Raw genomic sequence first — 12,895 nt, forward strand, 5'->3', positions numbered from 1 at the left:
CCCCGGGCCGACGGCGCCCCGCAAACGATCAAGTCCTCGGCCTGTGCCGACGACGGCAAAGGACGGTGTGATGGCCGCGAAGACCCGCGTCACCCAGCCCAATCACGGGCTCTACGACCCCGCGTACGAGCACGATGCGTGCGGCGTCGCCTTCGTGGCGACGCTGCGTGGCACGCCCGGCCGCGACATCGTGGACGCAGGCCTCACGGCTCTGAAGAACCTCGAGCACCGCGGCGCAGTGGGTGCCGAGATCGAGACGGGCGACGGTGCCGGTCTGCTCACGCAGATCCCGGACCAGTTCCTGCGCTCGGTCGTCGACTTCGACCTCCCCGCAGAGGGCACGTACGCGGTGGGCATCGCCTTCCTCACCCCTGGAGACGAGGATGCTGAGGTGCACGCGTTCGAGGACGCGGCACGTGCCGAGGCCGTGACGGTGCTCGGCTGGCGTGACGTGCCGGCGAACCCCGAGCCGCTCGGACCGTCCGCACGGGCGGCGATGCCAGTGTTCCGGCAGGTGTTCCTCGCCGCCGATGGCCTCGACGGCATCGAGCTCGACCGCCGCGCATATCGCGTGCGCAAGAGGGCGGAGAAGGCGGGCGGACCGTTCTTCGCCTCGCTCTCGAGCCGCACCCTCACCTACAAGGGCATGCTCACCACGTACCAGCTCGAAGAGGTCTTCCCCGATGTGACGCACGAGCTGTTCACCTCGCAGCTCGCGCTCGTGCACTCGCGCTTTTCGACCAACACGTTCCCGTCCTGGTCGCTCGCGCAGCCGCTCCGGGGCATCGCCCACAATGGCGAGATCAACACCGTGCAGGGCAACCGCAACTGGATCACGGCTCGTGAGGGCACGATGAGCTCCGAGCTGCTGGGTGACATGGCCCATCTCAAGCCGGTCTGTTCGCCGTCCTCATCGGACACCGCGTCGTTCGACGAGGTGCTTGAGCTCCTCCACCTCGGTGGGCGCTCGATGCCGCATGCAGTGCTGATGATGATGCCTGAGGCATGGCAGAACAACGACGAGATGGCCCCCGACAGGCGGGGCTTCTACGAGTACCACTCGGCCTTGATGGAGCCGTGGGACGGCCCCGCCGCGCTGCACTTCACGGATGGCACCCTGATCGGTGCCACCCTCGACCGCAATGGTCTGCGCCCAGGCCGCTTCTGGGTCACCGACGACGGGCTCGTGGTGGCCGGTTCCGAGGCTGGTCTGCTGGACATCGACCCTGCGAAGGTGGTCCGCAAGGGGCGCCTGCAGCCGGGTCGCATGCTGCTGGTCGACACCGCCGCGGGACGCATCATCGAGGACGAGGAGATCAAGTCCCAGCTGGCCGCCGAGCACCCCTATGAGCAGTGGGTGAGCGACAACGCCGTGCGGCTCGCCGATGTGCCGGACCGCGAGCATGTGGTGCACTCCCGCGCTTCGGTGAAGCGCCGCCAGCGCGCCTTCGGATACACCGAGGAAGAGCTCAAGCGGCTGCTGACGCCGATGTCCGTCAACGGCCTCGAGCCCATCGGCGCCATGGGTTCGGACACCCCGATCGCCGTGCTGTCGGACCGGCCCCGGCTGCTGTTCGACTACTTCACGCAGATGTTCGCGCAAGTGACGAACCCGCCGCTGGACTCGATCCGCGAGGAGATTGTCACGGCCATCGGCGGTGCGATCGGCCCCGAGCCGAACCTGCTGGAAGCGACGCCCGAGCACGCCCGCAAGGTCCTCCTCGAGTTTCCGGTCATCGACAACGACGAGCTCGCGAAGATCCTCCACATCGACGCCGACCCTCGCCTTGAGGGCGTGTTCTCGTCGCGGCGCATCCGCGGCCTGTACCGCGTGGCGGCCGGCCACGAAGCCCTCGAGCGCCGTCTCGCTGACATCTTCGACGAGGTCGACACTGCGATCGCCGACGGCGTCTCGTTCATCGTGCTGTCCGACCGCGACTCGAACCAGGACTTCGCCCCCATCCCGTCGCTGCTGTTGACCTCGGCGGTGCACCACCACTTGGTGCGCAATCACACTCGTACCCGCGCCTCGCTCGTCGTGGAGGCGGGGGACGTGCGGGAGGTCCATCACGTCGCCCTGCTCATTGGGTACGGCGGCGCGGCCGTCAACCCGTATCTCGCCATGGAGACCGTCGAGGACCTCGCGCGCCGCGGCTACCTCGGCGACACCGCCCCGGCCGATGCGGTCTCGAACCTCATCAAGGCGCTCGGCAAGGGCGTGCTGAAGATCATGTCGAAGATGGGCATCTCCACTATCGCGTCGTATCGCGGTGCTCAGGTGTTCGAGGCCGTGGGCTTGGCCCGCGCTCTCGTCAACCGGCACTTTGTGGGCACTCCCAGCCAGATCGATGGGGCAGGGATCGATGTGATCGCCGAGGAGGTGGCGCGCAGACACGCCGACGCCTACCCGCCTTCGGGAGAGCTGCCTCCGCACCGGCGCCTCAACACCGGCGGCGACTACCAATGGCGGCGCGACGGCGAGGCCCACCTGTTCGACCCGCACACGGTCTTCACGCTCCAGCACGCGACTCGCACCCGCAAGTACGACGTGTTCCGCAAGTACACCGATCGCGTGGACGATCAGTCCAAGCGCCTCATGACGCTGCGCGGCCTGTTCGAGTTTGCCTCCGACCGCCCCTCGATTCCCATCGACGAGGTGGAGCCTGTCAGCGACATCGTCAAGCGCTTCAACACGGGGGCGATGTCCTACGGGTCGATCTCGGCTGAGGCGCACGAGACGCTGGCGATCGCGATGAACCGCCTTGGTGGGCGGTCCAACACGGGCGAGGGCGGCGAGTCCGCCGACCGCCTGTACGACCCGGAGCGCCGCAGCGCCATCAAGCAGGTGGCCTCGGGCCGTTTCGGTGTGACCAGCGAGTATCTGGTGAATGCGGACGACATCCAGATCAAGCTTGCCCAGGGCGCCAAGCCAGGCGAGGGCGGGCAGCTCCCAGGGACGAAGGTCTACCCCTGGGTGGCGGAGACCAGGCATTCGACGCCAGGCGTGGGACTCATCTCCCCGCCGCCGCACCACGACATCTACTCGATCGAGGACCTCAAGCAGCTCATCCACGATCTGAAGAACGCCAACCCGCAGGCACGCATCCACACCAAGCTGGTGTCGGAGGTCGGTGTCGGAACCATCGCCGCCGGAGTCGCCAAGTGCAAGTCCGACGTAGTGCTGATCTCCGGCCAGGACGGCGGCACTGGAGCGAGCCCGCTGAACTCCCTCAAGCACGCAGGTGCGCCGTGGGAGATCGGGCTGGCGGACACGCAGCAGACGCTGGTGCTCAACGACCTGCGCGACCGGATCGTGGTGCAGGTCGACGGCCAGATGAAGACTGGCCGCGACGTCGTGGTCGCCGCGCTGCTGGGAGCCGAGGAGTTCGGCTTCGCCACCGCTCCACTGGTCGTCGAGGGCTGCATCATGATGCGTGTGTGCCACCTTGACACCTGCCCCGTGGGCGTCGCGACTCAGAACCCAGAGCTGCGTTCGCGGTTCACCGGTCAGGCCGATCACGTGGTGACGTTCTTCGAGTTCATCGCGGAGCAGGTGCGCGAGCACCTCGCCGCGCTCGGATTCAGGACCATCGCGGAGGCCGTCGGCCACGTCGAGGCTCTCGACACTCGAGCCGCGATTGATCACTGGAAGGCCAAGGGCCTTGACCTGTCGCCGGTGCTTGCGCTGCCCGAGCCGGGCCGCGCCATCACGAGCTCCACGACCCAGAATCACGGACTGGAGGCTGCGCTGGACCGACAGCTCATCGAGCTTGCCGCTCCCGCCCTCGAGCGGGGGGAGCCGGTGGAGATCGAACTGCCGATCCGCAACGTGAACCGCACCGTCGGCACCATGCTCGGTCACGAGGTCACCAAGCGCTACCGTGCCGCCGGCCTCCCGGACGACACGATCGACATCACGTTCTCCGGCTCGGCGGGTCAGTCGTTCGGAGCGTTCCTGCCCAAGGGGATCACGCTGCGCCTCCTCGGCGACGCCAACGACTACGTCGGCAAGGGTTTGTCAGGTGGCCGTGTCATCGTCCGCCCGCACCGCGAGTCGATGATGGACGACTCGAAGGACGTCATTGCAGGCAACGTGATCGGCTATGGCGCCACCAGCGGCGAGATCTTCCTCCGCGGTCAAGTGGGCGAGCGCTTCCTCGTGCGCAACTCGGGAGCGACCGCGGTCGTCGCAGGCGTGGGTGACCATGCTCTGGAGTACATGACCGGCGGCACCGCCGTGATCCTCGGTCGGACCGGCCGCAACCTCGGTGCGGGAATGTCCGGGGGCACGGCCTATGCGCTCGACCTGCGGCCGGAGCGGGTGAACCGCCAGGCGCTGGCCTCGGGTGAGCTGACGTTGAGCGAGCTCGACGCCGAGGACCAGACGATCGTCCGGACCTTGATCGAGCGGCACCTCGAGCTGACGGAGTCGCCCCGGGCCCGCGACATCCTGGCCCATTGGGACGAGTACGCGCCGCGGTTCACACGCGTGCTGCCGGCTCAGTACGCTCGGGTGCGTGACGCGCTCGTCGAGCTCGAGGCCAGTGGTGGTGACCTGCGCGCCCCGGGTGCATGGGCCGAATTCTTGGAGGTGACCAGTGGCTGATCCGCGCGGATTCCTGAAGGTACGTGAGAGGGAGCTGCCGGCATCCCGGCCGGTCCCAGTGCGCCTGCTCGACTGGAAGGAAGTGCGTGACGACCTCACGCGCGACGAACCGACCCTGCGCCGTCAGGCGTCGAGGTGCATGGACTGCGGCATCCCGTTCTGTCACCAGGGCTGCCCCCTGGGCAACCTGATTCCTGAGTGGAACGACCTGGTACGCGACGGGCACTGGAAGGACGCGATCGATCGTCTCCACGCGACGAACAACTTCCCGGAGTTCACGGGGCGCATCTGTCCCGCTCCGTGCGAGACGTCGTGCGTGCTGGGCATCAACCAGCCGGCCGTGACGATCAAGAACATCGAGGTCGAGATCATCGACCACGCCTTTGAGGACGGCAACGTCGCACCGATCGTGCCTCAGCGCCAGACGGGCAAGACCATTGCGGTGGTCGGCTCGGGACCGGGCGGACTGGCCGCGGCCCAGCAGCTCACCAGGGCCGGACACACGGTGCGCGTGTACGAGAAGGACGATCGCCTGGGCGGTCTGCTGCGGTACGGCGTCCCGGACTTCAAGTTGGACAAGCTGCACATCGACCGGCGCATCGCCCAGATGGAGGCGGAGGGCACCCGTTTCCGCACGAACACCGCGATCGGCACCGACATCGCTTGGGACGAGCTTCGCGCCCGTTACGATGCCGTGCTCGTGGCGACCGGCGCCCCCAAGCCGCGCGACCTGCCGATCCCCGGTCGCGACCTCGACGGCATCCACTACGCAATGCCTTACCTGCACCAGGGCAACCAGGCGGCGGCCGGAGACGAGGTGCCCGGGCAGATTCACGCCGAGGGCAAGCACGTCATCGTCATCGGGGGCGGCGACACTGGCTCCGACTGCATCGGCACCGCCCTGCGCCAGGGCGCGGCATCGGTGACGACGCTCGCGATCGGCAAGAGGCCGCCGGAGACGCGTTCCGACAACGAGCCATGGCCCACCGACCCGCGGGTGTTCGAGGTGTCCTCGAGCCACGAGGAAGGCGGGGCGCGCGAGTACCTCGCGTCGACGGTGGAGTTCGTCGGGGAGGGCGGGCACGTCACCGCGCTGAAGGTGGCCGAGACCCAGTACAACCCGGACGGTTCGCGCACGCCCGTCGCCGGCACCGAGCGCGACATTCCAGCCGACCTGGTGCTGATCGCGATGGGATTCACGGGTCCCGAGACCTCAGAGCTGTCTGCACAGGGCGGGGTCGCGACCACTGACCGTGGCGCGATCCAGCGAGGCGACGACTACGCCACGAATGTTGACGGCGTGTTCGTCGCTGGCGACGCGGGGCGCGGTGCCTCGCTAGTGGTGTGGGCGATAGCCGAGGGCCGCGCGGCCGCCGCCGAGATCGATCAATACCTGCTGGGGAGCACCGAGCTCCCTGCTCCGGTGACGGCGCACTCCGCCGCCATTCGGGCCTAAGGAACTATGAGGTTGGAGAACATGCGAAACGCGAAGATCGTCTGCACCATTGGACCCGCGACGTCCGCCATCGAGGACATGCGCCTCTTGGTGGGCGCGGGCATGGATGTTGCCCGGATCAACCGCTCTCACGGCAGCGCCGGAGAGCACGAGCAGGTGTACGAGAACGTGCGCCAGGCCGCGGAGGAGGCGGGACGCAACGTCGCCGTGCTCGTCGACCTGCAGGGCCCGAAGATCCGCCTCGGTCGCTTCTCCGACGGCCCCCACGACCTTGCGGTCGGTGACACGTTCACCATCACGACGCGCGACGTCGAGGGCACCAAGGACATCTGCAGCACCACGTTCGAAGGCCTTCCCGCCGACTGCTCGGTCGGTGACTCGCTGCTGATCGACGACGGCAAGGTCCGCCTCGAGGTCACGGAGGTCACCGACACCGACGTGGTCACCACTGTGGTGGTTCCGGGCCCCGTCTCGAACAACAAGGGCATCAACCTGCCCGGCGTCGCGGTCTCTGTCCCGGCGCTGTCCGAGAAGGACGAGGACGACCTGCGCTGGGGCCTCAAGCTCGGCGCCGACTTCATCGCGCTGTCGTTCGTCCGCTCGGCAAAGGACTACGACGACGTCGCCCGCATCATGTCCGAGGTGGGCATCACGGTGCCGGTGATCGCCAAGGTCGAGAAGCCGCAGGCCGTCGACAACCTCGAGGAGATCGTCGATGCCTTCGACGGCATCATGGTGGCGCGCGGAGACCTCGGAGTGGAGCTGCCGCTCGAGGATGTCCCACTGGTCCAGAAGCGCGCGATCGAGCTGTGCCGTGCGCACGCCAAGCCGGTCATCGTCGCCACTCAGGTGCTCGAGTCCATGACTCACTCCCCGGTGCCGACCCGCGCCGAGACCTCCGACTGCGCGAACGCCATCCTTGACGGCACCGACGCGGTGATGCTGTCGGGCGAGACGTCCGTGGGCGAGTTCCCGATCGTCACGGTCGAGACCATGGCGCGGATCGTCAAGAACACCGAGGAGAAGGGCTTCACGAGGATCGCACCGTTCCTCACCACGCCCAAGACCCGCGGTGGCGCCGTGACCCACGCGGCGGCAGAGATCGCCGACGTGCTCGACATCAAGTACATCGTCACCTTCACGCAGTCCGGGGACTCGGCGCTGCGGATGGCGCGCTTGCGTCCGAGCGTCCCGATGCTCGCCTTCACCCCTGACCCCAAGACGCAGAAGCGTCTGGCCCTCACGTGGGGAGTGAACGCGGAGCTCGTCAAGCGCGTGGAGTCGACGGACGAGATGGTCAACCTTGTGGACAGCCACCTCAAGGACAACGACATGGCCAGCGACGGGGACTACGTGGTTGTCGTGTCCGGCACGCCCGTCGGAACTCCCGGAACCACCAACTCGATCTTCGTGCACAAGGTCGGCCAGGTGCGCAAGTAGCACTCAGCATCCCGATGCGACTGCGGCCCGCTCTCCCCAGGAGAGCGGGCCGCAGTGCGTTCGGCGGCGGTCAGTCCTTGCCGGAGAGCTCGGTGTAGTCGCGGGGACCGAACGGGGGCACGGCGCGTTCGTACTCCTCGTGGAACAGGGGAGAGGAGATCAGGAAGTCGGCGGTGGCGACGTTGCTGGCCATCGGGATGTTCCACACCGTGCACAGTCGTAGCAGCGCGCGCACGTCGGGGTCGTGCGGCTGGGACTCCAGCGGGTCCCAAAAGAAGATCAGCATGTCGATGCCGCCCTCGGCGATGCGCGCGCCGATCTGCTGGTCACCCCCGACGGGGCCGGAGAGGAAGCGGTGAACACGCATGCCGAGCTCGTGCTCGAGCATGTTTCCCGTAGTGCCGGTGGCGTAGAGGTGGTGCTTCTTGAGCGAGCCCGCGTTGAAGCTCGCCCACTCGAGCAGCTCGGGCTTCTTGTTGTCGTGCGCGACGAGCGCGATGTGGCGGGCTGCGGTGGGCTGGCGTGTGTCGTTCATCCTTGCAGTATGACGCGTCACTCACGTTTCGACCTGGCCGGCCGGGCCGACTGCCGCCCACCGACCTAGGTCCCGCAAGCGACCTCGATGCGGGTCCTACAGTTCAAATATGGCTGCATCAACGCGCACTGAGGTATGGGAGTGCGATGCGGAGGAGCGCGTGAGTGTGCTCGTGGCCGCTGCGGACCCCGTCAGGTGGACGGTCCTCGACGTGCTGTCGAATGGACCGCGATGCGTGTGCGAACTGCAGGAACTTGTGCCGGTCGCTGGCAACCTCATGAGCTACCACCTCAAGGTGCTCCGAGAGGCCCGGCTCGTGACGGCCACGCGGCGCGGCCGGTGGGTCGACTATGCGGTGTGCCCGGACACCTTCGAACGCCTGGTCGCTTCGCTGCCGGGCAACGACAGCAGGGCCGGTTCATGAGCGCCGGATCCGGACTCCTCAGCGGCACTCGTGGTGCGACGCTAAGACTCATTCTGGTGCTCGCGGGCCTGGCTGCCCTGTGGGCGGTCCTGTTCGCGGTCAACGAGGTTGCGTGGGACGTGATGTTGGGGGAGTGGCTCGGCCTCGACCTGCGCCAGCCGGTCGTCGGCGCAGTGCACTTCCTGCTCTACGACACGGCGAAGATCCTGCTCCTGCTCGTCGGCATGATCTTCGTGATCGGCCTGCTGCGGACGACCCTGCGGCCCGAGCGCGTCCGGAGCTTCCTTGAGGGCAAGCCGCTCGTGCTGTCCTTGGGAATGGCGGCTGTGCTCGGCGCCGCGACGCCTTTCTGTTCGTGCTCGTCGATCCCCCTCTTCATCGGGTTTGTCGCTGCCGGCGTGCCGCTCGGGGTGACGTTCGCGTTTCTGATCGCCTCACCACTTGTCAACGAGGTGGCGGTCGTGATGCTCGCGGACATGTTCGGTTGGCAGGTGACTGGCGCATACGTCACCGCTGGTCTCGGGCTCGCTATGGCCGCCGGCTGGATCTTCTCCCGCATGAGCCTGGAGCGGTGGGTCGAGGACTTCGTGTTCGCCGCTCCGGTCGCGGCGCTGGGGCTTGACGGTCATCGGCCGAGTCTCGCCGAACGCGTGGGGGCCGCTTGGGAGGAGACGCGCGACATCGTCGGACGCGTGTGGAAGTGGGTGATCGTCGGCGTCGCGGTCGGTGCCGCGGTGCACGGCTGGGTGCCCACGGAGTTCTTCGCCACGTACGCCGGCCCGAACAACCCCCTCGCCGTCGTGGTCGCGACGCTCGTCGGAATCCCGCTGTACTCGAACGCCGCCGGCGTCATCCCGATCGCTGAGGCTCTCTGGGCCAAGGGCATGGCCACCGGCACCGTGATGGCCTTCATGATGGGCACCGTCGCGCTGTCGATCCCGGAGTTCATTCTGCTGAGGCGCGTGCTGAAGGGGCCGCTCCTGGGGCTCTTCTTCGGGACCGTCGCCGCGGGCATCATGATCGTCGGCTTCCTCTTCAACGCCGTCTTCTAGCGGCGTGCCGCGTACACCCGGATCCACTCACCCCACGGAGGTCATCATGAACATCAAAATCCTCGGCCCAGGATGCCGCAACTGCGTCGCGCTTGAGCGAGTCACACGTGAAGCGATCGCGGACCTGGGCCTAACCGCCGAGGTCGAGAAGGTCACGGACTATGCCGCCATCGCCAGCTATGGCGTGATGACCACGCCGGGGCTGGTCGTGGACGACGTGGTGGTCATCGCCGGCCGTGTCCCTACTGCGTCGCGCGTTCGAGAACTGCTCGCGGCACGTACTGCCTGAACAGTCGCGGGGGCGTGCGTCACGTCGGAGGATCGACCGGCTCGCTGTCGCGCTCGACACTGACTCCCGAGAAGGTCGTCTCGACGGGATCGGCGAAGCGACGGCCGTTGATCTCATCGTGACGCATGAACGGTGCCGCGCCCACGCGCACCCGCAGGTCGTACTTCCCGTCGGCAGGCACGGTCACGTTTGCCCCGTAGTGGGAGATCATCGGGTGCCAGAGCATCGGCAATGTCACCGGCCCCACGACCGAGCCGTCGGGAGCGATCAGGTCGATCTCGACATCCAGCCCCGGCACGAACCGGCCGTCGGCCGCATCCATGACCGCAATCTCGACGTGGAGGTTCTCCTCCTCCGGGTTGCGCCACTCGAGGACGCCCTCCGCGAGGTGGTACATGCCCTCCGCCTCCTCGAGGGCGTATGCGATCGAGTAGCCGCCCACGTCCTGCATGCCGCCGTCGTCGGCCACCTCCTGCGCCATGTGCTGGACGGCGCGCCGATAGGCGTCTCCCTGTGCACGAGCGTGGGACAACTGAACCTCGTCGGCCTCGGACGAGGAGGGGTCCATCGCGGGCTGCGGTGTGGTCATGGCTGCTCCTTCGGATCGAGTGCGCCGCGGCGGCGGCTTTCGATGGGGAGAACCGCGCACGGCGGTCGTGAATTCCAGGAGCGTGCCCCGAGTGGGATTCGAACCCACACTGGTACGGGTTTGAGCCGTATGCCTCTGCCGGTTGGGCTATCGGGGCCAGCGGATAACAGGCTAGCGCCTGGCGCGGCGCATGCGTGCCAGCGGCGTGTGCGCGCACGCTTTCACACCTGTTCGACGCGCCGGTTGGGTCAATGGCCTCCGCAGATATTAGGCTGGGCACCGTGACTGAGACCAACGACCCCACAGACCAGCCCGAGGCGCAGGCAAAGAAGCGCCGCGCCGTCGTCGCAGAAGACGAGGCGCTGATCCGCATGGACATCGTCGAGACCCTCACGGAGGGCGGATACGACGTCGTGGGGGAGGCTGCGAACGGTGAGGAGGCGGTAGCCCTCGCCGTCGAGCACCAGCCCGACGTGGTCGTCATGGACATCAAGATGCCCGTCATGGACGGCATCACTGCAGCGGAGAAGATCGCCGCCGAGCGTCTCGCCCCCGTCGTGCTGCTCACCGCCTTCAGCCAGACCGAGCTCGTCGAACGTGCACGGGATGCCGGCGCGATGGCCTACGTCGTCAAGCCCTTCACCCCCGCGGATCTGCTCCCGGCAGTGGAGATCGCGGCCTCGCGCTTCGTGGAGATCCGGGCGCTCGAGTCCGAGATCGCAGACATCAACGAGCGCATGGACACACGCAAGAAGGTCGAGCGCGCCAAGGGCCTGCTCATGGAGAAGATGAGGCTCAACGAGCCCGAGGCCTTCCGGTGGATCCAGAAGACCTCGATGGACCGGCGCCTGACCATGCGCGAGGTGGCAGAGGCGGTCATCGACCAGATGGGCGACGCCAAGTCTTAGCAACTGCGCGGTCTTAGCAGCCTCGCGGCTCACCCTCGCATTCGGCCCGTCGCGCACGAATAGCGCGTGGCGCCCGCGCCGCAAGCCGAATACCTGGCCCCTCAATCCCCTTAGGTCACAAAATCGTGATGCATGGGACCCACATCTGAAACGTCCTGACGCTACCGTGAGGTTAATGCCGCCAGGGACCGTCCCTGGTGGGATCTTCTGGCGGACTTCCGCCAGTGTGGAGGGAACACAACATGGCTCGATGGAACACCATCGCGCGGGGCGCGGCATTTGCTGCCGCCGCCTCACTGGCCCTTGCGGCCTGCGCAAGCGATTCTGAGACTGAGACGACCGCGACTGACGGCGGCGGCGACACCGGAGGTTCCGGCGAAGCCCTGAAGATCGGCTCGCTCCTGCCGTTGACCGGTAGCCTCGCCTTCCTCGGCCCGCCCGAGGTCGCAGGCGTCGATCTCGCGCAGCAGGAGATCAATGAGGCCGGCGGCGTGTGGGACCAGGACGTGGAGATCATCCACACCGACTCCTCCGACACCGACAACCCCCAGATCGCCTCTCAGTCCGTCTCGGAGCTCACGGCCGAAGAGGTCGGGGCTATCGTCGGAGCGGCTTCCTCCGCTGTGACGCTGAACGTGATCGATGACATCACTGCTGCGGGGATCGCGCAGATCTCACCGGCGAACACCGCGACCTCACTTTCGGGCTACTCGCCGCTGTTCTTCCGGACGGCTCCGCCGGACACCGTGCAGGGCGACGCACTTGCCAACCTGATTCTGGATGACGGCGTCGAGAACCTGGCCATCATGCCCATGGCCGACGACTACGCGACCTCGCTTCGCGACGTCGTGCAGCCTGCGATCGAGGAGGCCGGCGCCACTCTGACGTACGGTGCGTCGGGCGACGAGTTCCAGACCGACGCCGCGAACTTCGAGTCCATCGTCCAGGACGTGCTGGCCACGGACCCCGACGGCGTGCTCGTGATCGCGTTCGACCAGACCAAGTCGATCATCCCCGCCCTGGTGGGTGCGGGCTACCCTGCCGACCAGATCTACCTGACGGACGGCAACACCGCGGACTACTCTGCGGACTTCGAAGAGGGCACCATGACCGGTGCCAAGGGCACCATCCCCGGCGCCGAGCCCAGCGATGACTTCAAGGCTCTGCTCGACGAGGTCAACGGTTCGCCGCTCGACTCCTACGCCTATGGCGCAGAGTCGTACGACGCGACCATGCTCGCCGCTCTCGCGGCGCTCAAGGGTGGGGCCGGCGACGGTCAGACCATTGCGGACAACATGGCTGCGGTCTCGGGCGCTGACGGTGGCACGGAGTGCACCGGATGGGTCGAGTGCGCTGACCTCATCGAGGCCGGCGAGGACATCAACTACCAGGCGGTGTCCGGTGTCGGTCCGTTCAACGAGGACAACGACCCCTCGAGCGCCTTCATCGGCGTCTACGAGTACGGCGACGACAACGTCCAGACCTGGGTGGAGTCGGTGGCCGGTGAGGCGTAAGCCTTAACTGTCACACCTCACAGCGAGAGGGCTTCCGGCTTCGGCCGGGAGCCCTCTTCGCGTGTGGGGAGGGCCGATGCGC

The 12,895-nt window shown here is 67.3% G+C and carries 10 protein-coding genes and 1 tRNA gene; 8 read left to right on the forward strand and 3 right to left on the reverse strand.

The genetic code is table 11. The annotated features are described in order from the left end of the window. Positions 1-70 precede the first annotated feature (70 nt). From gltB to pyk, 3 genes are read left to right on the forward strand one after another with little or no spacing between them, the layout of a single operon-like run. On the forward strand, positions 71-4,606 hold the full coding sequence (gene gltB, locus ACNI3K_RS10220) for a glutamate synthase large subunit (protein WP_419391789.1): 4,536 nt from the start codon (positions 71-73) through the stop codon (positions 4,604-4,606). Continuing rightward, a complete protein-coding gene (locus ACNI3K_RS10225) occupies positions 4,599-6,062 on the forward strand; it encodes a glutamate synthase subunit beta (protein WP_419391790.1) in 1,464 nt (487 codons plus the stop codon). The genes gltB and ACNI3K_RS10225 overlap by 8 nt, the downstream gene beginning before the upstream one ends. A 21-nt stretch (positions 6,063-6,083) precedes the next feature. After that, positions 6,084-7,502: a pyruvate kinase gene (pyk, locus tag ACNI3K_RS10230; protein WP_419391791.1), complete on the forward strand. Its 1,419-nt coding sequence runs from the start codon at positions 6,084-6,086 to the stop codon at positions 7,500-7,502. A gap of 70 nt (positions 7,503-7,572) precedes the next feature. On the opposite strand, the gene ACNI3K_RS10235 is transcribed toward pyk, so the two are convergent. Further along, positions 7,573-8,037, reverse strand: coding sequence for a methylglyoxal synthase (locus ACNI3K_RS10235; protein ID WP_419391792.1), 465 nt, complete (start codon positions 8,035-8,037; stop codon positions 7,573-7,575). Between the two features lie 109 nt (positions 8,038-8,146). Between ACNI3K_RS10235 and ACNI3K_RS10240 the strand changes: the two genes are divergently transcribed. From ACNI3K_RS10240 to ACNI3K_RS10250, 3 genes are read left to right on the forward strand one after another with little or no spacing between them, the layout of a single operon-like run. Beyond that, complete coding sequence (locus ACNI3K_RS10240) at positions 8,147-8,461, forward strand: ArsR/SmtB family transcription factor (protein WP_419391793.1); 315 nt, start codon at positions 8,147-8,149, stop codon at positions 8,459-8,461. Next, entirely contained in the window at positions 8,458-9,513 is a 1,056-nt protein-coding gene (locus ACNI3K_RS10245; protein WP_419391794.1) for a permease, read from the forward strand. The genes ACNI3K_RS10240 and ACNI3K_RS10245 overlap by 4 nt, the downstream gene beginning before the upstream one ends. Positions 9,514-9,559: 46 nt before the next feature. Then, complete coding sequence (locus tag ACNI3K_RS10250; RefSeq protein ID WP_419391795.1) at positions 9,560-9,802, forward strand: thioredoxin family protein; 243 nt, start codon at positions 9,560-9,562, stop codon at positions 9,800-9,802. Between the two features lie 19 nt (positions 9,803-9,821). On the opposite strand, the gene ACNI3K_RS10255 is transcribed toward ACNI3K_RS10250, so the two are convergent. Beyond that, on the reverse strand, positions 9,822-10,391 hold the full coding sequence (locus ACNI3K_RS10255) for an iron transporter (RefSeq protein WP_419391796.1): 570 nt from the start codon (positions 10,389-10,391) through the stop codon (positions 9,822-9,824). A gap of 83 nt (positions 10,392-10,474) precedes the next feature. Next, a tRNA-Leu gene (locus ACNI3K_RS10260) sits at positions 10,475-10,548 on the reverse strand. Between the two features lie 124 nt (positions 10,549-10,672). Between ACNI3K_RS10260 and ACNI3K_RS10265 the strand changes: the two genes are divergently transcribed. Together ACNI3K_RS10265 and ACNI3K_RS10270 are read left to right on the forward strand one after the other, a co-directional pair. Further along, positions 10,673-11,299 (forward strand): ANTAR domain-containing response regulator, encoded by a 627-nt coding sequence (locus ACNI3K_RS10265; RefSeq protein ID WP_419391797.1) that lies wholly within the window; start codon positions 10,673-10,675, stop codon positions 11,297-11,299. Positions 11,300-11,541: 242 nt separating this feature from the next. After that, positions 11,542-12,813, forward strand: a complete 1,272-nt coding sequence (locus ACNI3K_RS10270; protein WP_419391798.1) for an ABC transporter substrate-binding protein — start codon at positions 11,542-11,544, stop codon at positions 12,811-12,813. Positions 12,814-12,895: the final 82 nt, after the last annotated feature.

The sequence above is a fragment of the Demequina ureilytica genome, assembly GCF_048553575.1.
In the GTDB taxonomy this organism is placed as follows: Bacteria; Actinomycetota; Actinomycetes; order Actinomycetales; family Demequinaceae; genus Demequina.